This is a genomic window from Sphingomonas sp. CCH9-E2 (assembly GCF_001557215.1).
GTDB lineage: Bacteria > Pseudomonadota > Alphaproteobacteria > Sphingomonadales > Sphingomonadaceae > Sphingomonas.
The window spans coordinates 1-21,604 of record NZ_LSJM01000024.1; the positions used below are offsets into that span (position 1 = coordinate 1).

The following is a 21,604-nucleotide window of genomic DNA, read 5'->3' on the forward strand; positions in this document are numbered from 1 at the left end:
CCCGCGCTGACGCTGGTCGAAAACCCCGATATCCTCGCCGGCCTGGCCCAAAGCAGCCAGCGCCCGGGCCTCGTCGTCGGTTTCGCCGCCGAAACCGAACGGGTGGTCGAACATGCGGTCGCTAAACGCGCGCGCAAGGGTGCAGACTGGATCGTCGCCAATGATGTGTCCGGCGACGTCATGGGGGGCGATGCCAATCTTGTTCATCTGGTTACGGAATCGGGCGTCGAAAGCTGGGAGCGGCTGGCCAAGGCCGATGTCGCCCGCCGCCTCGCCGAACGGATCGCCGATGCGCTTTAAGGTTCCCCTGTTCCTGCTCCCGCTGCTGATCGCCGGTTGTGCGGCCGGGGAGCGCCCCACAACGCCCACGGCGCCAAAGCTGTTCACCCAAGGCTATGGCGCCTCGCCGCGCACCGCGCCGACGCTGTATGTCGTCATTCACGGCAATGGCCGTCGTTCCAAGATCGACACGAGCGACTTCGCGAAGGCGCTGGCGACAGTCGAGCCGGACAGCGGCGTCGTGCGCCTGCTGCGCCCCGGCTATGCCGATGGGGTCGGTGGGCAGTCACCGGGGATGCGCGGCGCGAGCCCTTCCGATGATTTCAGCGCGGAGCGGATCACTGCGGTCGGCGACGCGATCGCCGCGCTGCGTCAACGCTATCGCCGCGCCCGCGTGGTCGTGATCGGCGAAGCCGGTGGTGCGGTGGTGGCCGCCAACCTGGCCGGGCTGCGTCCCGACCTGATCGACGGCGTGGTGCTGGTATCCTGTCCCTGCGCTTTGCCCGAATGGCGCGCCTATCGCGCCAAGCGCGAGCCGAATACCCCGCATTGGCGGGACAAGCTGGTCAGCCTCGATCCGTTGCAGACCGCTGGCGGCATTCAGCCAGGACTGCGCGCGGCGATCCTGGTGGGCGGTACGGACGCCGATGTCCCCGCGCGTTTTTCGCGCGCCTATGCCGAGGCGTTGAGCCTGCGCGGCATCGCCACCGATTTCCGCATCATTCCCGGACGTAGCGACCCGGTGCTCGACGATCCCCAGGTGATCGAGGCGACCCGTCGCCTTGCCGCCGCATTGCCGAGGCGCAAATAATGGCCGCGCCGATCACCATCCGCCTGATGCGCCTGCCCCACGGCGAAGGCCTGCCCCTGCCCGCATACGCGACCGCCGGGGCCGCTGGCATGGATGTCGTCGCGGCGGAGGATCTGATCCTCGCCCCCGGCGCGCGCCATGCGGTCGCGACCGGCTTTGCTATCGCGATCCCGCCCGGCTTTGAGGTACAGGTGCGCCCGCGCTCCGGCCTGGCTCTCAAGCACGGCATTACCTGCCTCAACACGCCCGGGACCATCGACGAAGATTATCGTGGCGAGGTTAAGGTGATCCTCGCCAATCTTGGCGACCAGCCCTTCACCATCGCGCGCGGAGAACGGATCGCGCAGCTCGTCCCCGCACCGGTGCAGCGCGCGCTGTTCGAGGAGGTCGCGGTGCTGGATGAGACCGACCGTGGCAGCGGCGGCTTCGGATCGACCGGGCGGTGATCATCGCCGCACTCCTCGCGCTCGCCAGCGCGCAGGGCGATCCCGTGCGGGCACAGGACGCGCCGGAACCGGCGGCGATCCAGTGGGAAAGTCTGCCGACCCTGCCCTATCGCCAGGCGCCGAGCATGACCCCGGCGATGCACGAATGGGCGCGCCGGCAGGTGAGCGCGCGCAAGTGCCGCGCGCGTCGCCTGGTCGACGGACGACCGGCAGTGCGGGTCGAGGTGGCAGTGCTGGTCGACGAATCCGGCGTCCGCACCACCATTCCCCGCGCGATCGGCTGTCCCACGATCGAGCAATATGCCGCAGGTCTGGTCGCGGGCTTTTCGCGCAACAACCTGACCCAGCGCACCGGCGCGCCGGGCAATGTCTGGTACCGCGCGACCGTGACCTTTGCCTGGCGGCAATGAGCTTTTCCGACGCCGAACTCGAGCGCTATGCCCGCCACATCGTGCTGCCCGAGATCGGCGGCGCGGGGCAGGCGGCGCTGAAGGCCGCGCGGGTGCTGGTGGTCGGGGCCGGCGGGATCGGAAGCCCGGCGTTGCAGTATCTGGCGGCGGCGGGGGTGGGGCAGATCACGATCGTCGACGATGACCGGGTCGATCTTTCAAATCTCCAGCGGCAGACGATCTTCGGCACCGAAGATTCCGGTCGTTCCAAGGCCGTGGCTGCGGTCGGACGGGTCACCGCCATCAACCCTCACATCGTCGCCCAAGCGTCGCAGCACCGGCTCGATGATGGAAATGTGGATGAGTGGGTCCGCGGCAACGATGCCATCCTCGACGGCACCGACAATTTCGAAACCCGCCTGCTCGTCGCCGACGCCGCGTTGCGCCATTGCGTGCCGCTGGTCAGCGCTGCCGTCGGGCGGTTCGAGGGGCAGCTTGGCGTGTTTCGCGGGTGGGAGGCGGACAAGCCCTGCTATCGCTGCTTCGTCGGCAACGACCCCGAAACCGCGGGGATCAACTGTTCCGAACAGGGCGTGCTCGGCGCGCTGACCGGGATCATGGGCAGCCTCGCCGCGCTGGAGGTGATCCGCGCGATCCGTCCATTCGGAGAGGACAGCGCGGGCAAGCTGCTGCTCGCCGACACGCTGGCGCTGCGCTTCCGCACGCTGACCCTGCCCAAGGACCCGGGCTGTCCGGCCTGTTCGGGCGCACGATAATCCTCCCCCGCCGGGGGGGCGCCCAAGGCGACGGAGGGGGCGGAAGCATCGCAGCAAAAGGCGACAGGACACAGCCGTCCTCCCCCTCCGTCACGCCACGCGTGCCACCTCCCCCTGGCGGGGGAGGATTATCTGCTATTCCGCCGGGAAGGGCTGGCGCTTGCCGCCGGCCTTGTGCACCACGCCGTGGCGCATCACGAACTCGACCTGCTCGATCCGCTTGATGTCGTCGAGCGGGCTGCCCGCGACCGCGATGATGTCGGCATCCTTGCCCGGCGCGATCGACCCGATATTGGGTCGCCCCAGCGCCTCGGCGGCGTTACGCGTCGCCGTCCGCAGCGCCATCGCCGGGGTCATCCCTGCCTTGACCATCAGCGAAAATTCCTGCGCATTGTCGCCATGGCGCGAGACGCCGCTGTCGGTGCCGAACGCGACCTTCACCCCCGCCGCATAGGCCTTGCTGTGGCTGGCGAAGGCGGCGGCGGCGGCCTCCTCAGCCTTCGGAATCACGGCGGGCGGGAGCAGGCCCTTGCGCGCCTGTTCGAGCGCGGCGGCGGGCGCCATCATCGTCGGCACGAGCCAGGTGCCGTTCTTCTTCATCAGCGCAATCGCTTCGTCGTCGAGGAACGATCCGTGATCGACCGTGTCCACTCCAGCCGCGACCGCCGCCTTGGTCCCCGCCGCCGCATGGCTATGCGTCGCGACCTTGCGCCCGAGGCCGTGCGCGGTGTCGATAATCGCCTTCATTTCGGCATCGGTCATGGCGCGGCCGAGCCCGCCCGACACGTTCGAGAGCACGCCGCCGGTCGACATGTATTTGATGACCTGCGCCCCCAGCGCGATCTGCTGGCGCACCGCGCGGGTGCAATCATCGGGGCCGTCGCAGGTATTGATCTGATGCTTGTGGATCGCGTCGGCGAAGACTTCCGCGACCCCGTTGGTCCCGTCGGCATGCCCGCCCGAGACCGAGATCGAGGTGCCCGCATTGACGATCGTCGGCCCGGCAATGTCGCCGCGCTCGACTGCCTCGCGCAGCGCCCGCATGCCGCGTGCGCTTCCTCCCAGATCGCGCACGGTGGTAAACCCTGCCTCCAGGGTTGCGCGGGCATTGGCGACTGCGAACATCATGTCATCGGCATCGTCGCGGTTGAGCGCGGTCAGCCGGTCGCGCAGCGGATCGCCGCCGATCCCCCACAGATGCACATGCATATCGACCAGCCCGGGCATCACGAACCGGTCCTTGAGATCGATCAGCTCGGCCCCGCTTTCCGGCGCGACAAAGCCGTCGCGGATTTCGGCCACCTTATCGTCGCGCACGACGATCGTGCTCGGTCCGCGCGGTGCCTCGCCTGGATTGGCGAGCAGCGTGCCGGCGTGGATGAATTTGACCTTGGCCGGAGTGCTGGTCTGCGCGGCCAGCGGCGTTGCCCCAGCGAGCAACGCGATGGTGATGGCGGCGATTCGGCGCATGAAACTCTCCCTGTTTTCCGCAGCCTAGGCGGCAACAGGGCAGACTGACTAGCCCCCGGGCTGGGTGATCGACGGCGGGTCGCTTGCGGGGAAGCTGTCGTCGAGCTCGGCGTCCAGCTCGGCATCCTGTTTGTTCCGCGCGATACTCGCCTCCATCCGGGCGATCTGTTCGGGCGTCGCCTCGCCCTGATGCTGCGCCTTCCAGGTCGCATAGGGCATGCCGTAGATCGCCGTGCGCGCGGCATCGCGGTCCAGTTCCCCGCCGCTTGCTTCGCTCACCCAATCGGCCAGGCAGTTGCGGCAAAAGCCCGCAAGGCCCATCAGTTCGATATTCTCGGCATCGGTGCGGTGGCGCAGATGGCGGACGAGGCGGCGAAACGCCTGAGCGGCAGTCCGGTCGTCGATGCTGTCCAACGTTGTCATATTCACGCCTCCGCAGTTGAATAGTGTGCATTTGGCGTTAGGGACCGGCACGGGCAAGAGATGGAGAGTTCGGCGATGACGAAGGTAATGGCACCGCGGTCGCGCAAGGTGCGCGTTCTGGCGACGCTCGGCCCCGCCAGCAATTCGCCGGAGATGATCGCCGCGCTGCATGCCGCCGGCGCCGATGCGTTCCGCATCAACATGAGCCATGGCGATCAGGAGTCGAAGGTCCCGGTCATTGCCGCGATCCGCGCGCTGGAAAAGACTACCGGTCGCCCGACCACGATCCTGGCCGACCTGCAGGGCCCTAAGCTGCGCGTGGGCAAGTTTGCGCAGGGCAAGGTGACGCTGGCGACCGGCGCGACCTTCCGCCTCGACCGCGATACAACTCCCGGCGACGCGACCCGCGTCGAGCTGCCGCACCGCGAGATTTTCGAAGCTGTGACTGAGGGTGCGCGCCTGCTGCTCGACGATGGCAAGATGGTGTTGCGCGTCATCGGCTTTGGCGGCCAGGGCGACGATGCCTGGATCGAAACGCGCGTCGAGGTCGGCGGGGTGCTGTCGAACTCCAAGGGCCTGAACGTCCCCGACATGGTGCTGCCGCTTGCCGCGCTGACCGAAAAGGACCGCAGCGACCTGGCCTTTGCCGTGGCGCAAAAGGTCGACTGGATCGCGCTGTCGTTCGTTCAGCGGCCCGAGGATCTGGCCGAGGCGCGCCGCCTGATCGGCCCGGGCGGTCCCGCGCTGCTCGCCAAGATCGAAAAGCCGAGCGCGGTGGCGCGGCTGGATGAGATCGTCGAAGCCTGCGACGGCGTGATGGTCGCGCGCGGCGATCTGGGTGTCGAACTGCCGCCGCAGAACCTGCCGCCCATGCAAAAGCGGATCGTCGAAACCTCGCGCCGCATGGGCCGCCCTGTGATCGTCGCGACGCAGATGCTCGAATCGATGATCACCTCACCCTCCCCGACCCGCGCCGAGGTGTCGGACGTGGCAACGGCGGTCTATGACGGCGCGGACGCGATCATGCTGTCGGCGGAAAGCGCGGCGGGCCAGTGGCCGGTCGAATCGGTGACGATGATGGACGCCATCGCCGATTCGGTCGAGCGCGACCCGGCGCATGGCGACCGCGTGCACTTTACCGTCATGCGCCCCGACCCCACCACCGCCGATGCACTGGCCGAGGCGGCGAAGACCATCGCGGCCAATGTGTCGGCCAGCGCGATCCTCTGCTTCACCATGTCGGGCTCCACCGCCCGCCGCATCGCGCGCGAGCGCCCGTCGGTGCCGATCCTGGTGCTGACCCCCAAGGCGGAGACGGCACGGCGCATGGGCCTGCTCTGGGGCACGCACGCGGTGCACACCAAGGACGTCGATTCGTTCGAGGAAATGGTCGCCAAGGCCAAGCGCATGGCGCTGCGCCAGGGCATCGCCAAGGGCGGCGACCGCGTGGTGGTTTGCGCCGGCGTCCCGTTCGGCACGCCGGGATCGACCAACGTGCTGCATGTGGTGACGCTGGTTGGGGATGAGCTGAAGGGGCGGAGTTAAGCCGGGCCAGCGAGCGGGTGATCGACCACCAGCCGGTCGCGCGTGAGGAAGCGCGCGCCCAGCGATTGCGCATGAGTCAGCAACAGCTCGTCGAACGGATCGCGATGCGCGAGCGGCGCTTCGAGCGGCGTCGCGCAATCGGCGGCCGTCAGCGCCTTGAGCTCGAACCCGACCTGTTCGGCGAATTGGAGCGCAGCTTGAGGATCGAGCAACTCATTCCGCCTCGTCTCACCGCTCCGGTCCCATTTCAACCGCAGCTCCCAAATTGACACCGCCGAAATCAGCACGCGCGTACCGCGCCGCGCAACTAGTGCCGATTCCGTAGTGTTCAGCCGATCAGGCGCGCGGGCCAGCCAGATCAGGATATGCGTATCAAGCAGGAGCCTCACGCAGGATCGCGCTCGTCATCATAATAGTCCGGACCAAGCAATTCGCGCGTCCAGGCCGGGTCGTTGAATTTCTCGAGCCACGTCTCATCGAGTGGACGGGACGGCTTGACCTTGTCTAGCCCAAGCTCCTTGCGCACGCGCGCGTTGCGCTCCCAAAAACCCTCCTTCGATGGCTTCTGAACAGGGCCCAATTCGGCAACTGCTTCACCATTTTTGGTGATGGTCACGCGCTCGCCACGCTCGGCGGCTTCGATCGCTGCTGCGAAATTTGCACGGGCTTCGCGCACGGACATCTTCATCACAGTTCTCCAGCCGTGTACACTGTGTACACGTCTAGCGCGAATTAGACAAGCAGTCCGACAGCGACCAGTTCGCGCCGGGCGCCCGCTTCCTGAGTAAACAGCACCGACCTTATCCCCAGCGCCTGCGCCGCCGCCACATTCGCTGCATTGTCGTCGATGAACACGGCCTCATGCGGTTTCAGGCCGAAGCGGGCGAGCGCGAGGCGGTAGATGGCGGGGTCGGGCTTCACCAGCTTCTCGTCGCCCGACACGACGATGTCGCGGAAGCGGTCGAACAGCTGCGGCCATTGCGCGCGCACGGGCGGCCAGAATTCGTGGCTGAAATTGGTGATCGCGAACAGCGGGACACCGGCCGCATCCAGCTCCGCGACCAGTTCATGCATGCCCGGCACCGGTCCGCCGAGGCTTTCACTAAACCGTGGCCCCCAGGCGGCGATCAGATCGGCATGTTCGGGAAAGCGCGCCGTCAGCTCGGCCGAGGTGTCGGCGAAATTGCGCCCGGCATCATGCTGGAAATGCCAGTCCTGAGTGACCACATCGCGCAGAAACGCGTCGAGCGCCCGATCGTCAGCGATCAGGCGCTCGTACAGAAACCGCGGATGCCAGGTGAACAGGACGTTGCCGATATCGAAGATAACGGCGCGCACGTCGCTGTCCCTGCGCCGGGCTTAGCCCTGGCGCGCCTTGAAGCGACGCTGCGTCTTGTTGATGACGTACACGCGGCCGCGACGGCGGATCACGCGGTTGTCGCGATGGCGATCCTTGAGCGACTTCAGGCTGTTCACGATCTTCATGACCGATTCTCTACTATCTCGAATTGTGGCGGGTGCCGGAAAAGAGGCGCTCGCCTAGTCGGGACGGGCGGACAAGTCAAGGAAAGCTTGGCAACGGAACCCACATCCCCGTAACGAGGTTGAACCGTTGAGCCGTGGCGTGTGCACGGCAGGAGGATGTGTCCGATGAACACCCGTGCAATGCTCGCCCTCGCTTTCTCCGCCGCCGCTCTCGCTGGCTGCTCGACCACGATGGGCGGCCGGTCCGCCCCGGTCGATGTCACGCGATACCATCTGTCGCAGCCGATCCCAGCCGGGACGCTCGCAGTGCAGCCGGTCAGCGGCGGCACCGCCGGGCCTGAGGCGCAGCTGTATCTCGACGCGGTCGCGGCGACGATGGGCGGGATGGGCTTTGCCGCCGCAGCGGATTCGGCAAAGGCCGATTACCTTGCCACGGTCGATTTCCGGCGCACCGATCGCGGCCAGGTCCGCACGCGCCCGCCGATCACGATCGGCATCGGTGGCGGAAGCTTCGGCGGCAATGTCGGCGTGGGCGGCGGCGCGAGCGTCGGCATCGGAAGCAAGACCAAGACGATCTATGCCTCCGAACTTGCAGTCCAGCTGCGCCGGCGCGGCGACAATACCGTGATCTGGGAGGGCAAGGCGATCACCGAGACGCTTGGTGCCGCCGACGGCACTCAGCCGACCGATACCGCCGCCAAGCTCGCCAACGCGCTGTTCAAGGGCTTTCCCGGCCAGTCGGGGATCACTATCACGGTGAAATGACCATTCATCTCAACGCCGCGTTCGACAGCGGCAATATCCGCCTGATCGGCATCGACGGGGACACCGTCGATGTCGAGATCGTCGCCGACCACCAGTCCGACTTCTTCCAGTGGTTTCACTTCCGCGTCGCGGGCGCGAAGGGGCGCACCCTCACCTTCCGCATCACCAACGCGGGCAAGGCCGCCTATGCGTTCGGCTGGCCCGGTTATCGCGCGCGGGTGAGCACGGATCGCGCGATCTGGCGCCTCACCGATGGCAGCTATGTCGACGGCGTGTTCAGCTTCACCCACAGCTTCGACAGCGATGTCGCGTGGTTCGCTTATTTCGCGCCCTACAGCATGGAACGCCATGCCGACCTGATCGCACGCATGGCGGCTCAGCCCGGCGTGACGCATCGCGAACTGGGCCAGACGCTCGACGGGCGCGCGATGGACCTGCTGACGCTCGGCACCGGGCCGAAACAGGTGTGGCTCTATGCCCGCCAGCATCCCGGCGAATCGATGGCGGAATGGTGGGCCGAGGGTGCGCTGGAGAAGCTGACCGACCCGAATGACGCGACCGCGCAGGCGCTGCGCGCCAAGGCGACCTTCCACATTGTCCCGAATATGAACCCGGACGGCAGCTTCCGCGGCCATCTGCGCACTAACGCCGCGGGCGTGAACCTCAACCGCGAATGGCATGCTCCGACGCTGGAACAGAGCCCCGAAGTATTCCTTGTCCGCGCGGCGATGGACGAGACCGGCGTCGATTTCGCGATGGACGTGCATGGCGACGAGGCGATTCCCGCCAACTTCCTCGCAGGGTTTGAGGGCATCCCGAGCTGGACCGACGCGCTCGGCGAGAAATATTATGAATTCGGCCGCCGCCTCGCGGCTGCGACCCCGCTGTTCCAGCTCGAAAAAGGCTATGACAAGTCGGCACCGGGCCAGGCGAACCTGTCGATGTCGACCAACCAGCTCGCCGAGCGGTTCGGTGCGGTGTCGATGACGCTGGAAATGCCGTTCAAGGACCATGACCCCAGCCCTGACGCCGAGTTCGGGTGGTCGCCGGAGCGGTGCAAGGCGCTGGCGCATGCGTGCCTCGATACGCTGGCGGGGATGATTGACGCGATTTAGAGCCACAGTAAGGGGGGAATGATGATTGCACTGGCCATTGCTACAGTTGCGCTGACCCAAACGGCGCTTCCCCCCAAACTGGCCGAACCCTGGATCGGCGCGGACCAAAATCAGCGCGAGGCCTCGATCGGATTGCAGATCGACCGCAGCGGTGAACCCGATCCCGAACTCGTGCGCCGTCTGGAAATCAACTGGGAGGACTTCCCCTATCAGCAGGGGAGGTTCCCGGTCGCGGTGGCGGACGTCGACGACTATAATGTTGCGGTCGGAATCCTGCTCGACGTTGCAGCGACCGGCGTCCCGCAGTCCTGTCAGGTCGTCACGCCCAGCGGAACCGCAGCGTTCGACAGCCATGCCTGTCCGCACCTCATGCGCTATGTGCGCTTCCACCCCGCGCTGAACCGATCGGGCAAGCGGCTAGGCGGGACGCTGGCAATCCGCGTCCGCTACACCGCTGGCCGCTTGCGCATCGAGACTGTGGCCGGCGGCGTCGTGCCGATGCCATGGCGCCCAACGCCCAAACCGCTCTCACCGATCAACGCCGCCACAATCGGGTTCGGAAAAGGCGACGGCCTGCCCGCAAGCGTCGGCGGCACCAGCGGATCGCTGAAGGTCGAAGCGGATGGCAGCGTCAGCGGCTGCATGCTCGCCGCGCCGACCCAGGTCGACGCCTTCGACATCCAGATATGCGAGCGGCTGCGCGCGGTGAAGTTCGAACCCGCTCGTGACCGCGAGGGCCGTGCGGTCCCGTCCCGCTACACCTTCGGCATGGCTCGCCCGCAGTGATCATCCGCAGCGGCCAGCTCGACGATCCGCAGGTGATCGCGCTGCTCGCGGTTCACGCGCGCGGGATGCTCGACAATTCGCCGCCGGATGCCTGTCATTTCCTCGACCTGTCGGGCCTCAAGACGCCCGACATCACGTTCCTGAGCGCATGGGACGGCGACACGCTGCTCGGCATTGGCGCGGTCAAGGCGCTGGGCGACGGGACGGGTGAGGTGAAGTCGATGCGCACAGCCGAAGGGGCCACCGGACGCGGCACCGGGGCGACGATCCTGCGGCACATCATCGCGCTGGCGCAGGTACGTGGCTATTCCGCGCTTAAGCTGGAGACGGGCACGGGGCCGTCCTTCGACGCCGCGCACCGGCTATACGCACGGCACGGGTTCGTCCCCTGCCCGCCCTTTGCCGATTATGAAGCGAGCGATTTCAACCGCTTCTACGCGCTCGATCTGACCGCGCCTCAGTTCCAGTAATCGAGCATGTCGGCGGTGATCCAGCCGTTGACGTAATTGAGGTAAAAGGCCGCGAACAGCACGGTGCCGACGATCGTCGTCCATTTTGCGATTGCGCCCGCGTCAAAGCGCTGCGGCGCGCTTTCGGCCTGGCCCTTGATCAGCGCCTCTCCCGCCTCAACCCCGGTGCGCGCGAAGAAGGGCAGCACCAGGAACAGGGCGAGGAACCAGAACAGGAAGTAGATGGCGAGCGCGCTGAACCAGTTCATGGTGGCTGTTTAAACCTCGATCAGCATCACGTCCATGACCGGCTTCTTGCCAGTGTAGCGCACCGCGACCCGTCGCGCCGCCAGCCGGATTTGCTCGCGCAGCTTCTCCCTATCGCCGCCGCGCGCCTCGCTCACCGCCTTGGCAGCGGCATCGCTGGCATCGGCGATCAGCGCATCGCGATCCTCTTCCGCCGGAACGCCCTGGATCCGCACTTCGGGCTGACCGGCGAGCTTGCCGTTCGCCTTGAGCGCCACCGCGACCGACATCTGGCCATAGAGGCCGAGCTTGCGCCGCTCGTTGATCGTGGTGCCATCGGCGGGCAGGATCACATCGCCGTCGAGCACCAGCCGACCGGCGGGTGCATGGCCGATCTTCTCGGGCTTGCCGGGCGCGAGGCGGACAATCTCGCCATTGCTCTGCACGACAGCGTGGCGGATGCCGTGCTGCCGTCCGAAGCGCGCCTGTTCGGCCATGTGGCGCATCTCGCCATGGACCGGGATCAGGATGTCTGGCCGGATCCATTTGTACATCTCGGCCAGCTCCGGGCGACCGGGATGGCCGGAGACATGGACGAAGGCCTGACGGTCGGTGACCATCTCGACCCCCTGGGCCGCGAGCGAATTCATGATCCGCCCGATCGCCATTTCATTGCCCGGGATCTGCTTCGACGAGAACACCACCGTGTCCCCCGCCTCGAGCTTGAGCTGGTGCGATCCTTCGGCAATCCGCGCCAGCGCAGCGCGGGGCTCACCCTGCCCGCCGGTGGCGATGATCATCACCTTGTCGCGCGGCAGCTTCATCGCGGTTTCGAAATCGACCGTCTCGGGGAAGTCGCGCAGATAGCCGGTGGCCTTGGCGACGCGCAGGATTCGGTCGAGCGAGCGCCCCGCGACGCACATCGCACGCCCGGTGTCCTTCGCCACCTCGCCCAGCGTCTGCAGCCGTGCGGCGTTGGAAGCAAAGGTGGTGACGAGCACACGGCCCTTGATGGCCGCGACGACTTCATCCAGCCCCTCGCGCACCGCGGTTTCCGAACCGGAGGCTTCGGGATTGAAGACGTTGGTCGAATCGCAGACCAGCGCGAGCACGCCTTCGTCGCCGATCGCGGTCAGCTCCGCGGCGGTCGATGCGCCGCCCATGACCGGGGTCTCGTCGATCTTCCAGTCGCCGGTATGGAACACGCGGCCATAGGGCGTGTCGATCAGCACCGCATTTCCCTCGGGGATCGAATGCGCGAGCGGCAGGTAGCGGATGCCGAACGGGCCGATCCGGAACGACTCCTCCTCGCGCACCACGTTCAGTTCGACGCGGTCAGCGATGCCCTCCTCGTCCAGCTTGCCGTGGATCAGGCCGGCAGTGAACGGCGTCGCATAGAGCGGCACGCCCAACTCGCCCGCCAGATAGGGCAGCGCGCCGATATGATCCTCATGCCCATGCGTCAGGACGATGCCGAGCAGGTCGTCCAGCCGCTCCTCGATGAACTGCAAATCGGGCAGGATCAGGTCGATGCCGGGATAATCGGGGGTGCCAAAGATCACGCCGCAGTCGACCATGATCCATTTGCCCTGACAGCCATAGAGATTGACGTTCATGCCGATCTCGCCCGAGCCACCAAGCGCGAGGAAGAGGAGTTCGTTACCGGGGGTCAACACGTGTCCTTCAAATCGTCGCCGTCATTCCCGCGAAGGCGGGAATCCATTGGCGCCGGTGGTGCGGCTGATCTGAAACGTCAGCCAGAATGGATCCCCGCCTTCGCGGGGATGACGACAAAATGCAATCAACGCTTTCGCTGCTCCCACAGCATCGCCAAGCCCTGGATCGTCAGGTCGGGTTCGATCACGTCGAACACATCGGTCTGCTTCTCGAACAGCACGGCCAGGCCGCCGGTGGCGATCACCTTGACCGGGCGGCCGATCTCCGCCTTCATCCGCGCGACCAGCCCCTCGATCATCGCGATATAGCCCCAATAGATGCCGATATGCATCTGATCGACCGTGTTGCGGCCGATGACCGAGGTATTGGCCGGCGCCTCGATCGCGATGCGGGGCAGCTTGGCGGCGGCGGTAACCAGCGCGTCGAGCGACAGGTTGATGCCGGGCGCGATGATCCCGCCCTTATACGCACCGGTATAGTCGGCGACGTCGAACGTCGCGGCGGTGCCGAAATCGATGATGATCAGGTCGCCCGGGTGGTTTTCATGCGCGGCGATGATGTTGAGCGCGCGGTCCGCACCGACGGCGTGCGGCTCCTCGACATCCAGCGCGATCGGCCAGCCGTCGCGTCCCGCGACCAGCGGGGTGCAGCCGAAATATTTCTGCGACAGCACCTCGAGATTGTGGAGCGCGCGCGGGACGACGGTGCCGATGATGACGCCGGTGACCGTTCTGCGCTCATATCCTTCGAGATTGAGCAGCTGGCTCAGCCACACGGCATATTCGTCGGCGGTGCGACGCGGATCGGTCGCGATACGCCAGCGCGCCTTGACCGTGCGCCCATCGACCAGCGCAAAGACGATATTGGTGTTGCCGGCGTCGATCGCGAGCAGCATTGCGTTCTCCAATTGGGTACGGCGCACCTTAGCCCTCTTCGTGGCTTTGTGTCCTTGTGCGAGTCAAATCTCGCGCACAAAGACACAAAGCCACGAAGGGGTCAGAGCAAAAAGACATCGCCTGCATGGATCAACTCCATGCCGCTTGGCGTGCGGAGCATGAGGGCACCTTCGGCGCTGAGTCCCTCGAACAGCCCATCCACCACCGTTCCATCGGGCAGGCGCGCGGTGAGCGCAGTGCCCCGATCATAGCCCATTTGCAGCCAGCGGCGGATGATCGCCTCGATGCCCTGCGTGCGCCAGATGTGGAGCCATTCGCGGGTCTCTGCGATCAGCATGTCGAACAACTCGGTCACCGGCATCGGCCAGATTCGGCCCTGCAGCGAGGCCGTGGCCCTACCTTCGATCGCCGGAGCCGACTGAACATTCAGCCCATAGCCGATCACGATCGCATCGCCGGAGCGTTCAAGTAGAATGCCAGCGACCTTTGCACCGTCCACCATCAGGTCATTGGGCCATTTGATCCGAACGGCAGGGCAACCCGCCGTATCGACCACATGCGCCAGCGCGACAGCGGCGACCAGTGCCAGAGTCGGTGCGGGCGGGTCGTCCGCTCTCAAGCGGACCAGCGTGCTCGCATAGAGATTCCCGACCGGCGATTCCCACGCCCGGCCCTGTCGTCCCTTGCCCGCAGTCTGGCGCTCGGCGCGCAGCCAGCTTCCCTCGGCGGCGCCCGCCGCAGCGAGCGCCAGCATATCCGCGTTGGTCGAACCCGTCTCCGGGACGACGCGGATCATGTCGTCCGGAACAGCACCTGCGCCGCCGCCATCGACCATGCGCCGAGCACCGGGATCAGCAGATAGCCGAGCGGCGAGACGAACACCGCCGCTGCGGCGATCAGCCCGCCCTCAAGCGCGCTGTCGCCCTTGGCATAGGCCGGGGCCGGCTCGTCGAAATACATCGTCTTGACGATCTTGAGGTAATAGAAGGCACCGATCACCGACGCCGCGATACCGATCGCCGCGAGCGCGAACAGGTCCGCCTTCACCGCCGCCTCGAACACCGCGAACTTCGCCCAGAAGCCGAACAGCGGCGGAATGCCCGCGAGGCTGAACATGAAGATCGCGAGTGCCGCCGCCAGCGCCGGGCGCGTGCGCGACAGGCCCGAAAGGCTGGCGATCGTCTCGACCGGCTGGCCGTCGGCGTCGCGCATCTGCAGCACGACGAGGAAGCTGCCCAGCGTCATCACCACATAGATGGTGAGATAGGTCAGCACGCCCGCCACGCCCTCGGCCGTGCCCGCAGCAAGACCGATCAGCGCAAAGCCGACATTGTTGATCGACGAATAGGCGAGCAGACGCTTGATATTCTGCTGACCGATCGCCGCAACCGCGCCGAGCACGATCGATGCGAGTGCAGCGAAGATCACGATCTGGCGCCAGTCGCTGGTCACCGGCCCCATCGCCTCGATCGCGACGCGGACCGACAGCGCCATAGCGGCGACCTTCGGCGCGCTGGCGAAGAAGGTGGTCACCGGGGTCGGTGCGCCTTCGTATACGTCCGGGGTCCACATGTGGAACGGCACCGCGGACATCTTGAACGCAAGGCCGGCGAACACGAACACAAGGCCAAACAGCAGGCCGGTGTTGCTGCCCGCCGCATAGGCCGCGGCGATGTCGCCGAACACCGTGGTCCCGCTGAAGCCATAAACCAGGCTGATGCCGTAAAGCAGGATGCCCGAGGCGAGCGATCCGAGGATGAAATACTTCAGGCCCGCTTCGGCCGAGCGCACATCGCGGCGCATGAAGCTGGCGAGGACATAGGAGGCAAGGCTGTTGAGCTCGAGCCCGACATAGAGCGTCAGCAGGTCGTTCGCCGACACCATGATCCCCATGCCCGCCGTCGCGAACAGGATCAGGATCGGATATTCGGGGCGCAGATCCTCACCCGAGGTGCGCGCGAAGAAGCGCGGCGCGATGATGATCGAGATCGCGGCGGCGAAGAAGATCAGCGCCTTGGCATAGACCGAAAACAGATCCGCGCGATACAGGCCGTCGAACGCGGTGCCGCCCGACGATGCCGGGCCGGTCAGCGCGATGCCGCCACCGATCAGCACGGCGACCGAGACCCAGCTCACCGCGCGTGACACGGCAGGACCACCCCAGGCGGCGACCATCAGCAGCGCCAGACCGCCCAGCGACAGGACGATCTCGGGCAGGACCATCGAAAGTTGTGCGGCGTAATCCATCAGTGTGCCGCTCCATGTTCGGCAGATTTGTGCTCAGGCGCGTGCGCGGCCTTGGCCGCAGCCGGATTGCCGGGCGTCGGCAGGCTGTCGCCCGCCGGCTTCGCGCGCTCGATCCGCGCCAGCAGCGTCGCAACGTCGGCGCGCATCGGGGCGAGGAAGCTCTCGGGGTACACGCCCATCCACAACACCGCCGCCGCAATCGGCGCCAGCAGCGCCAGTTCGCGCTTGTTGAGGTCCGGCATCGCCTTGACGTCGTCCTTGGTCAGGTCACCGAACACGACGCGGCGGTAGAGATAGAGCATATAGCCCGCGCCCAGGATGATGCCGGTGGTCGCGATCAGCGTCGCCAGCGTCGACACCTGGTACGTGCCCATCAGCGCCAGCAGCTCGCCGACGAAGTTGCTCGTCCCCGGGAGGCCGACCGACGCCATCGTGAACAGCATGAACAGGATCGCATATTTCGGCATGTTGATCGCAAGGCCGCCATACCGGTCGATCTCACGCGTGTGCAGGCGGTCATAGATCACGCCGACGCACAGGAACAGCGCGCCCGACACCAGGCCGTGGCCCAGCATAACCATCATCGCGCCCTCGATCCCCTGCCGGTTGAAGGTGAACAGGCCCAGCGTCACGATCGCCATGTGCGCGACCGACGAATAGGCGATCAGCTTCTTCATGTCGTTCTGCACCAGCGCGATCAGCGAGGTGACGACCACCGCGATGCACGAAAGGCCGAACACCAGCCAGATCAGCTGCGCCGACGCCTCCGGGAACATCGGCAGGCTGAAGCGCAGGAAACCATAGCCGCCGAGCTTCAGCAGCACGCCCGCCAGGATCACCGACCCTGCGGTCGGCGCCTGCACGTGCGCGTCGGGCAACCAGGTATGGACCGGCCACATCGGCATCTTGACCGCGAAGCTCGCGAAGAATGCCAGCCACAGCCAGGTCTGCACATGTGCCGGGAAGTCGTACGCCATCAGCTTCGGGATCGACGTCGTGTCCGCAGTGATGCTCATATACATCATCGCGATCAGCATCAGCAGCGAGCCGAGCAGCGTGTAGAGGAAGAATTTGTACGACGCGTAGATGCGGTTCGCCCCGCCCCAGATGCCGATGATCAGGAACATGGGGATCAGGCCGGCTTCGAAGAACATATAGAACAGGAAGATGTCCTGCGCTGCGAAGGTGCCGATCATCAGCACTTCGGTGATCAGGAACGCCGCCATATATTCCGGCACGCGCTTCTCGATCGCGGTCCAGCTCGCCCCGATGCAGATCGGCATCAGGAAGACGGACAGCATGATCAGCAGCAGCGCGAACCCGTCGATGCCCAGCGCCCAGGCGAAGCGGCCGAAGATCGGCGTATATTCGACGAACTGCCATTGCGGCCCGCCAATCTCGAAATTGGCCCACAGCACACCGCCGAGCACCAGGTCGATCAGCGTCGCGCCCAGCGCGATCCAGCGCGCCTGATTGGCGCTGACGAACAAACATACGACCGCGGCCACCAGCGGCACGATCAGCATGATGGAGAGAATGCCGCTCATCGCGTGATCACCCAGGTAACGGCTGCGGTCAGGCCGATCAGCATGACGAACGCATAGCTATAGACATATCCGGACTGGAGGCGCCCGCTCCACACGCCCGCAAAGCGGACCAGCGCGGCCGAGCCATTCGGGCCGAAGCGGTCGATCGTCCCCTCGTCACCCTGCTTCCAGAACAGGCGGCCGAACCAGAAGGCGGGCTTCACGAACAGCACATTGTACAGCTCGTCGAAATACCACTTGTTCAGCAGGAACTTGTAGAGAAGCACGAACGTCTCGGTGAACTGACGCGGGATTTCCGGCTTGCGGATATAGGCAACCCACGCCCCGAACAGGCCGAGCAGCATGACGATGCTGGCGGACAGCTTCACCCACAGCGGCACTTCATGCATCGCGTGCGCTAGGTGCTCGTCGAACGCGACCGCGCCCTTCCAGAAGATCTCACCCGCCTCGGGCTGGATGAAGAACTTGTTAAAGACGAAGCCGGCGAACACCGCACCAAGGCTCAGCACCAGCAGCGGGATCATCATCGGCAACGGGCTCTCATGCGGATGATATCCGCCGGTGCCGTCCGCAGTCTCATGCGCACCATGTGCATGGGCATGCGGTTCGTGCCCGGCATCTTCCTGCGCCGGCGGGTTCTCCGCATGCGCCATCGCGTGGCCGTGCGCGTCGTCATGATGATGCGAGTCATGCAGCGCGTGCTGGATATGCTCCGACTGGGTCCAGCGCGGCTTGCCGAAGAAGGTCAGGAACATCAGGCGCCAGCTGTAGAAACTGGTGAGGAGCGCGGCGAACACGCCGACCCAGAACGCTGCCTGACCGCCACCCCCGGCTGCATACGCCGCCTCAAGGATCGCGTCCTTGGAGTGGAAGCCCGCGAACCCGGCATGGAGCCAGTAGATGCCGACGCCGGTGATCGCGAGCGTGCCCGCCATCATCGTCCAATAGGTGACCGGGATGTGCTTCCGCAGGCCGCCATAATAGCGCATGTCTTGCTCATGGTGCATCGCGTGGATCACCGAGCCCGCACCCAGGAACAGCAGCGCCTTGAAGAAGGCGTGGGTGAACAGGTGGAACATCGCCGCGCCATACATGCCGACGCCCGCGGCGAAGAACATGTAACCGAGCTGGGAACAGGTCGAATAGGCGATGACGCGCTTGATATCGGTCTGCGTCGTGCCGACCGTTGCGGCGAACAGACAGGTCGCGGCACCGATGAAGGTGACGAAGCCGAGTGCGATCGGAGCCTGTTCGAACAGCGGCGACAGGCGGCACACCATGAACACGCCCGCGGTGACCATCGTCGCCGCGTGGATCAGCGCCGACACCGGGGTCGGCCCCTCCATCGCGTCCGGCAACCAGGTGTGCAGGCCGAGCTGCGCCGACTTGCCCATCGCCCCGACGAACAGCAACAGGCAGAGCAATGTCAGCGTGTCGACGCGATAGCCGAGGAAGCCGATCGTGCTGCCGGCCATGCCGGGCGCGGCTTCCAGGATTTCGGGGATCGAGATGGTGCCGAACACCAGGAACACGCCGAAGATGCCGAGCATGAAGCCAAGGTCGCCGACGCGGTTGACCACGAACGCCTTGATCGCGGCGGCATTGGCCGACGGCTTCTTGAACCAGAAACCGATCAGCAAATAGCTCGCGAGGCCCACGCCTTCCCAGCCGAAGAACATCTGCAGCAGGTTATCGGCGGTCACCAGCATCAGCATGGCGAAGGTGAACAGCGACAGATACGCGAAGAAGCGCGGCTGATCCGGATCCTCTTCCATGTACGACCAGCTGTAGAGGTGGACGAGGCTGGACACGCTGGTGATGACGACGAGCATCACCGCAGTGAGGCTGTCGACCCGGAGCGACCAAAGAACGTCCAGATCCCCGGACTTGATCCAGGTGAATACGGGACGAACTTCCCCACCGCCCGCGATCGCCCAGCCAGTATCGGGGCTAGGTGTGCCAGCGAGAAAATGAAGGAAGATAACCCAGCTCAGCCCAGCGGCGATGAACAGAGCCCCGGTCGTGACCACTTTGGGAAACAGCGAGCCAAAGGCGCGATTGCTGAATCCAGCAACAATCGCAGCCAGCAATGGCAGGAATACGATGGCGTAGATGTAACCCATCAGCCCTTCATCCGATTGACGTCGTCGACCGAGATCGTGCCGCGGCCGCGGAAATAGATGACAAGGATGGCAAGGCCGATCGCGGCCTCACCCGCCGCAACGGTCAGCACGAACATGGCGAACACCTGCCCCACCAGATCGCCGAGGTACGACGAGAAGGCGACGAGGTTGAGGTTCACGCTCAGCAGGATCAGCTCGATCGCCATCAGGATGACGATGAGGTTCTTGCGGTTCATGAAGATGCCGAGCACGCCCATGGTGAACAGGATCGCGCTGACGACGAGGTAATGCGTGAGGCCGATCACAGCTCCACCCCCTGCCCGACGGGCTGATTGACGTTGCGGATGGCGTCCTTCTGACGCCGGTTGATCTGGCGCCAGACATTCTGCTTCATCACCCCGCCGCGCTGGCGGTGGGTCAGCACGATCGCGCCGACCATGGCGACGAGCAGGATGAAGCCGGCGGCCTCGAACAGATAGAGATAGCGGCTGTAGAGCAGCAGCCCGATCGCCTCGACATTGGATACCTGACCCAGCGCGGCGTCGGTCGGCGCGATCCGCTTGGCAAGGTCGATCTTGCCCGCGGTCCACGCCATCGTGCCGATCACGATCTCCGCCGCCAGCGCCACCGCGATGGCCAGGCCGAACACGGCATAGCGCACGAACCCGGCGCGCAGCTCGGCAAAGTCGATGTCGAGCATCATCACGACGAACAGGAACAACACCGCGACCGCGCCGACATAGACGATGACCAGCAGCATCGCGATGAACTCCGCCCCCGCCAGCACCATCAGGCCGGCGGCGTTGAAGAAGGCGAGGATCAGCCACAGCACCGAATGAACGGGATTGCGGGCGGTAATCGTCATCGCGGCGGAGAGGATCACCACCCCGGCGAAGAGATAGAAGGCGATTGCCTGGATCATGCGAACAACTCCGTCGCCCCGGCGAAGGCCGGGGCCGCCAGTGGCCCGCGCACGCCCCCAAACTTGGCGATCCCGGCCTGCGCCGGGATGACGGGTGAATGGTGAATCATCGTCTGTCCCACTGTTGCCGCGCGCTTACCGATACGGCGCATCGGCGGCAAGGTTCGCGGCGATTGCGCGTTCCCAGCGGTCGCCGTTCGCGAGCAGCTTGTCCTTGTGATAGATCAGCTCCTCACGGGTTTCGGTCGCGAATTCGAAGTTCGGCCCCTCGACAATGGCGTCCACCGGGCATGCCTCCTGGCACAGACCGCAATAGATGCACTTGGTCATGTCGATGTCGTAGCGCGTGGTGCGGCGGCTGCCGTCGTCACGCGGTTCCGCCTCGATCGTGATCGCCAGCGCCGGGCACACCGCCTCGCACAGCTTGCACGCGATGCAGCGCTCTTCGCCGTTGGGATAACGACGCAGCGCATGCTCGCCGCGGAAGCGGGGCGAGATCGGGTTCTTCTCGTACGGATAGTTGATCGTCGCCTTGGGCTTGAAGAAATACTTCAGCGTGAGGGCATGCGCCTTCACGAACTCCCACAGGGTGAAGGATCGGACGAGTTGGGCGACGCTCATTTCAGAGATACCTGGATGCACGGGTTGATGACGTTGCCGTCACGATCAATGTCCTTATTCATAGTCAGGATCGCGCTACGTTCGCCGCGCATTACTCGGCGAGTAAGCTGTCCGCACGCGGAATCAGGATGGTCAGCGTAGGCTTGTGCATACTGGTCAATGCGCGTCCACTCTACACCGCGCCGACGAAATGCTTCATGGGCATCGATCCGCCGCAATTCGCGCTCCGAGAACCGGCTCCGAACGATCTTCAGCTCGTATATCTTTGCACCGTCTGCACTATAGGGGTGGCGAAAATCGACGTAACAATTGTCCAAGGCAAGTGCCGACACTTCGGCATCACCGACTTTTGTTTTTTCGGGCAAGCAAGCCCCACCCTTAGAACAGAAAACTGCCCCCGTCTTCTCAATTCGATACTGGGTGACACGCTCAAACTTGCGCCCCTTCTCGAAGCGGACGGTCCCCCCGTAGATCAACGCCGAGCCATTTTGCAGGATGGTCGCAGTGCAAGGTTCCGCAGCTCGCGCCTCGCCGGTAAAAGCTGCGAGGGCAGCCAAGCCGACTAGAAGCGACACCGCGTTCACGC

The 21,604-nt window shown here is 65.4% G+C and carries 27 protein-coding genes; 10 read left to right on the plus strand and 17 right to left on the minus strand.

From position 1 onward, the window contains the following. From AX681_RS01065 to AX681_RS01085, 5 genes are all read left to right on the plus strand, one after another. Nucleotides 1-300, plus strand: a 300-nt coding sequence (locus AX681_RS01065) for a phosphopantothenoylcysteine decarboxylase domain-containing protein (protein WP_331709969.1), incomplete at its 5' end; no start/stop codon positions are given. Next, a complete protein-coding gene (locus AX681_RS01070) occupies nucleotides 290-1,090 on the plus strand; it encodes an alpha/beta hydrolase family protein (protein ID WP_231733815.1) in 801 nt (266 codons plus the stop codon). The genes AX681_RS01065 and AX681_RS01070, both read left to right, overlap by 11 nt. Then, nucleotides 1,090-1,536, plus strand: coding sequence for a dUTP diphosphatase (dut, locus tag AX681_RS01075; RefSeq protein ID WP_066663268.1), 447 nt, complete (start codon nucleotides 1,090-1,092; stop codon nucleotides 1,534-1,536). The genes AX681_RS01070 and dut overlap by 1 nt, the downstream gene beginning before the upstream one ends. Then, complete coding sequence (locus tag AX681_RS01080) at nucleotides 1,533-1,946, plus strand: hypothetical protein (protein WP_231733814.1); 414 nt, start codon at nucleotides 1,533-1,535, stop codon at nucleotides 1,944-1,946. The genes dut and AX681_RS01080 overlap by 4 nt, the downstream gene beginning before the upstream one ends. Next, nucleotides 1,943-2,701: a HesA/MoeB/ThiF family protein gene (locus AX681_RS01085; protein ID WP_066663266.1), complete on the plus strand. Its 759-nt coding sequence runs from the start codon at nucleotides 1,943-1,945 to the stop codon at nucleotides 2,699-2,701. The genes AX681_RS01080 and AX681_RS01085 overlap by 4 nt, the downstream gene beginning before the upstream one ends. 135 nt (nucleotides 2,702-2,836) lie before the next feature. Here the strand turns inward: AX681_RS01085 and AX681_RS01090 are convergent, their stop codons facing one another. Then, on the minus strand, nucleotides 2,837-4,171 hold the full coding sequence (locus AX681_RS01090; protein WP_066663263.1) for an amidohydrolase family protein: 1,335 nt from the start codon (nucleotides 4,169-4,171) through the stop codon (nucleotides 2,837-2,839). A 48-nt stretch (nucleotides 4,172-4,219) separates the two neighbouring features. Then, nucleotides 4,220-4,594: a DUF1244 domain-containing protein gene (locus AX681_RS01095; protein ID WP_066663261.1), complete on the minus strand. Its 375-nt coding sequence runs from the start codon at nucleotides 4,592-4,594 to the stop codon at nucleotides 4,220-4,222. Nucleotides 4,595-4,669: 75 nt separating this feature from the next. On the opposite strand from AX681_RS01095, the gene pyk reads away from it, so the two are divergent. Continuing rightward, the gene (gene pyk, locus AX681_RS01100) at nucleotides 4,670-6,139 is read left to right on the plus strand and encodes a pyruvate kinase (protein ID WP_066663282.1); all 1,470 of its coding nucleotides are present in this window, start codon (nucleotides 4,670-4,672) and stop codon (nucleotides 6,137-6,139) included. Here pyk and AX681_RS01105 read toward each other — a convergent pair. The 4 genes from AX681_RS01105 to ykgO are packed head-to-tail and all read right to left on the minus strand — an operon-like array spanning nucleotide 6,136 to nucleotide 7,624. Continuing rightward, nucleotides 6,136-6,528 carry a type II toxin-antitoxin system VapC family toxin gene (locus AX681_RS01105; RefSeq protein WP_066663259.1) on the minus strand — a complete coding sequence of 131 codons (393 nt, stop codon included), beginning with the start codon at nucleotides 6,526-6,528 and terminating at the stop codon, nucleotides 6,136-6,138. The genes pyk and AX681_RS01105 overlap by 4 nt on opposite strands. Continuing rightward, nucleotides 6,525-6,827, minus strand: coding sequence for a type II toxin-antitoxin system Phd/YefM family antitoxin (locus AX681_RS01110; RefSeq protein WP_066663257.1), 303 nt, complete (start codon nucleotides 6,825-6,827; stop codon nucleotides 6,525-6,527). Before AX681_RS01110 ends, AX681_RS01105 begins: the two co-directional genes overlap by 4 nt. 44 nt (nucleotides 6,828-6,871) lie before the next feature. Further along, entirely contained in the window at nucleotides 6,872-7,477 is a 606-nt protein-coding gene (locus tag AX681_RS01115; protein WP_066663255.1) for an HAD family hydrolase, read from the minus strand. Nucleotides 7,478-7,498: 21 nt separating this feature from the next. After that, the gene (gene ykgO, locus AX681_RS01120; protein ID WP_066663252.1) at nucleotides 7,499-7,624 is read right to left on the minus strand and encodes a type B 50S ribosomal protein L36; all 126 of its coding nucleotides are present in this window, start codon (nucleotides 7,622-7,624) and stop codon (nucleotides 7,499-7,501) included. Nucleotides 7,625-7,789: 165 nt separating this feature from the next. Here ykgO and AX681_RS01125 point away from each other — a divergent pair, with 165 nt between their 5' ends. Genes AX681_RS01125 through AX681_RS01140 form a run of 4 tightly spaced genes read left to right on the plus strand, consistent with a single transcriptional unit; the run spans nucleotide 7,790 to nucleotide 10,760 of the window. Continuing rightward, a complete protein-coding gene (locus AX681_RS01125) occupies nucleotides 7,790-8,389 on the plus strand; it encodes a DUF4136 domain-containing protein (protein ID WP_066663249.1) in 600 nt (199 codons plus the stop codon). Beyond that, nucleotides 8,386-9,504: a M14 family metallopeptidase gene (locus tag AX681_RS01130; RefSeq protein WP_066663247.1), complete on the plus strand. Its 1,119-nt coding sequence runs from the start codon at nucleotides 8,386-8,388 to the stop codon at nucleotides 9,502-9,504. The genes AX681_RS01125 and AX681_RS01130 overlap by 4 nt, the downstream gene beginning before the upstream one ends. Nucleotides 9,505-9,525: 21 nt before the next feature. Next, nucleotides 9,526-10,290, plus strand: a complete 765-nt coding sequence (locus AX681_RS01135; protein ID WP_156455972.1) for a hypothetical protein — start codon at nucleotides 9,526-9,528, stop codon at nucleotides 10,288-10,290. Next, on the plus strand, nucleotides 10,287-10,760 hold the full coding sequence (locus tag AX681_RS01140) for a GNAT family N-acetyltransferase (protein WP_066663242.1): 474 nt from the start codon (nucleotides 10,287-10,289) through the stop codon (nucleotides 10,758-10,760). The genes AX681_RS01135 and AX681_RS01140 overlap by 4 nt, the downstream gene beginning before the upstream one ends. Here AX681_RS01140 and AX681_RS01145 read toward each other — a convergent pair. The 11 genes from AX681_RS01145 to AX681_RS01195 all read right to left on the minus strand — a co-directional run bounded on the left by AX681_RS01145 (nucleotide 10,748) and on the right by AX681_RS01195 (nucleotide 21,602). Further along, nucleotides 10,748-11,008, minus strand: coding sequence for a DUF1467 family protein (locus AX681_RS01145; protein ID WP_066663239.1), 261 nt, complete (start codon nucleotides 11,006-11,008; stop codon nucleotides 10,748-10,750). The two genes, AX681_RS01140 and AX681_RS01145, sit on opposite strands and share 13 nt — an antisense overlap. A 9-nt stretch (nucleotides 11,009-11,017) precedes the next feature. Beyond that, nucleotides 11,018-12,658, minus strand: coding sequence for a ribonuclease J (locus AX681_RS01150; protein ID WP_066663279.1), 1,641 nt, complete (start codon nucleotides 12,656-12,658; stop codon nucleotides 11,018-11,020). Between the two features lie 128 nt (nucleotides 12,659-12,786). Then, complete coding sequence (locus AX681_RS01155) at nucleotides 12,787-13,557, minus strand: type III pantothenate kinase (protein WP_066663222.1); 771 nt, start codon at nucleotides 13,555-13,557, stop codon at nucleotides 12,787-12,789. 101 nt (nucleotides 13,558-13,658) lie between these two features. Continuing rightward, nucleotides 13,659-14,354 (minus strand): biotin--[acetyl-CoA-carboxylase] ligase, encoded by a 696-nt coding sequence (locus AX681_RS01160; RefSeq protein ID WP_066663276.1) that lies wholly within the window; start codon nucleotides 14,352-14,354, stop codon nucleotides 13,659-13,661. Next, the gene (gene nuoN, locus AX681_RS01165) at nucleotides 14,351-15,805 is read right to left on the minus strand and encodes an NADH-quinone oxidoreductase subunit NuoN (protein ID WP_066663218.1); all 1,455 of its coding nucleotides are present in this window, start codon (nucleotides 15,803-15,805) and stop codon (nucleotides 14,351-14,353) included. Before nuoN ends, AX681_RS01160 begins: the two co-directional genes overlap by 4 nt. Next, on the minus strand, nucleotides 15,805-17,352 hold the full coding sequence (locus tag AX681_RS01170; RefSeq protein WP_066663217.1) for an NADH-quinone oxidoreductase subunit M: 1,548 nt from the start codon (nucleotides 17,350-17,352) through the stop codon (nucleotides 15,805-15,807). Before AX681_RS01170 ends, nuoN begins: the two co-directional genes overlap by 1 nt. Beyond that, nucleotides 17,349-19,475: an NADH-quinone oxidoreductase subunit L gene (gene nuoL, locus AX681_RS01175; protein WP_066663216.1), complete on the minus strand. Its 2,127-nt coding sequence runs from the start codon at nucleotides 19,473-19,475 to the stop codon at nucleotides 17,349-17,351. The genes AX681_RS01170 and nuoL overlap by 4 nt, the downstream gene beginning before the upstream one ends. Further along, entirely contained in the window at nucleotides 19,475-19,780 is a 306-nt protein-coding gene (nuoK, locus tag AX681_RS01180; protein WP_066663206.1) for an NADH-quinone oxidoreductase subunit NuoK, read from the minus strand. The genes nuoL and nuoK overlap by 1 nt, the downstream gene beginning before the upstream one ends. Then, on the minus strand, nucleotides 19,777-20,397 hold the full coding sequence (locus AX681_RS01185; protein ID WP_066663203.1) for an NADH-quinone oxidoreductase subunit J: 621 nt from the start codon (nucleotides 20,395-20,397) through the stop codon (nucleotides 19,777-19,779). Before AX681_RS01185 ends, nuoK begins: the two co-directional genes overlap by 4 nt. Before the next feature lie 135 nt (nucleotides 20,398-20,532). After that, nucleotides 20,533-21,018: an NADH-quinone oxidoreductase subunit NuoI gene (nuoI, locus tag AX681_RS01190; protein ID WP_066663200.1), complete on the minus strand. Its 486-nt coding sequence runs from the start codon at nucleotides 21,016-21,018 to the stop codon at nucleotides 20,533-20,535. Beyond that, nucleotides 21,015-21,602, minus strand: coding sequence for a hypothetical protein (locus AX681_RS01195; protein WP_066681550.1), 588 nt, complete (start codon nucleotides 21,600-21,602; stop codon nucleotides 21,015-21,017). The genes nuoI and AX681_RS01195 overlap by 4 nt, the downstream gene beginning before the upstream one ends. Between the last annotated feature and the right edge of the window lie 2 nt (nucleotides 21,603-21,604).

Coding starts and splice junctions, on each gene's coding strand:
- AX681_RS01070 (WP_231733815.1), top strand. CDS start 290: ATGCGCTTTAAGGTTCCCCTGTTCCTGCTCCCGCTGCTGATCGCCGGT.
- dut (WP_066663268.1), top strand. CDS start 1,090: ATGGCCGCGCCGATCACCATCCGCCTGATGCGCCTGCCCCACGGCGAA.
- AX681_RS01085 (WP_066663266.1), top strand. CDS start 1,943: ATGAGCTTTTCCGACGCCGAACTCGAGCGCTATGCCCGCCACATCGTG.
- AX681_RS01090 (WP_066663263.1), bottom strand. CDS start 4,171: ATGCGCCGAATCGCCGCCATCACCATCGCGTTGCTCGCTGGGGCAACG.
- AX681_RS01095 (WP_066663261.1), bottom strand. CDS start 4,594: ATGACAACGTTGGACAGCATCGACGACCGGACTGCCGCTCAGGCGTTT.
- pyk (WP_066663282.1), top strand. CDS start 4,670: ATGACGAAGGTAATGGCACCGCGGTCGCGCAAGGTGCGCGTTCTGGCG.
- AX681_RS01110 (WP_066663257.1), bottom strand. CDS start 6,827: ATGAAGATGTCCGTGCGCGAAGCCCGTGCAAATTTCGCAGCAGCGATC.
- ykgO (WP_066663252.1), bottom strand. CDS start 7,624: ATGAAGATCGTGAACAGCCTGAAGTCGCTCAAGGATCGCCATCGCGAC.
- AX681_RS01125 (WP_066663249.1), top strand. CDS start 7,790: ATGAACACCCGTGCAATGCTCGCCCTCGCTTTCTCCGCCGCCGCTCTC.
- AX681_RS01130 (WP_066663247.1), top strand. CDS start 8,386: ATGACCATTCATCTCAACGCCGCGTTCGACAGCGGCAATATCCGCCTG.
- AX681_RS01135 (WP_156455972.1), top strand. CDS start 9,526: ATGATTGCACTGGCCATTGCTACAGTTGCGCTGACCCAAACGGCGCTT.
- AX681_RS01145 (WP_066663239.1), bottom strand. CDS start 11,008: ATGAACTGGTTCAGCGCGCTCGCCATCTACTTCCTGTTCTGGTTCCTC.
- AX681_RS01155 (WP_066663222.1), bottom strand. CDS start 13,557: ATGCTGCTCGCGATCGACGCCGGCAACACCAATATCGTCTTTGCGCTG.
- AX681_RS01160 (WP_066663276.1), bottom strand. CDS start 14,354: ATGATCCGCGTCGTCCCGGAGACGGGTTCGACCAACGCGGATATGCTG.
- nuoN (WP_066663218.1), bottom strand. CDS start 15,805: ATGGATTACGCCGCACAACTTTCGATGGTCCTGCCCGAGATCGTCCTG.
- AX681_RS01170 (WP_066663217.1), bottom strand. CDS start 17,352: ATGAGCGGCATTCTCTCCATCATGCTGATCGTGCCGCTGGTGGCCGCG.
- nuoL (WP_066663216.1), bottom strand. CDS start 19,475: ATGGGTTACATCTACGCCATCGTATTCCTGCCATTGCTGGCTGCGATT.
- AX681_RS01185 (WP_066663203.1), bottom strand. CDS start 20,397: ATGATCCAGGCAATCGCCTTCTATCTCTTCGCCGGGGTGGTGATCCTC.
- nuoI (WP_066663200.1), bottom strand. CDS start 21,018: ATGAGCGTCGCCCAACTCGTCCGATCCTTCACCCTGTGGGAGTTCGTG.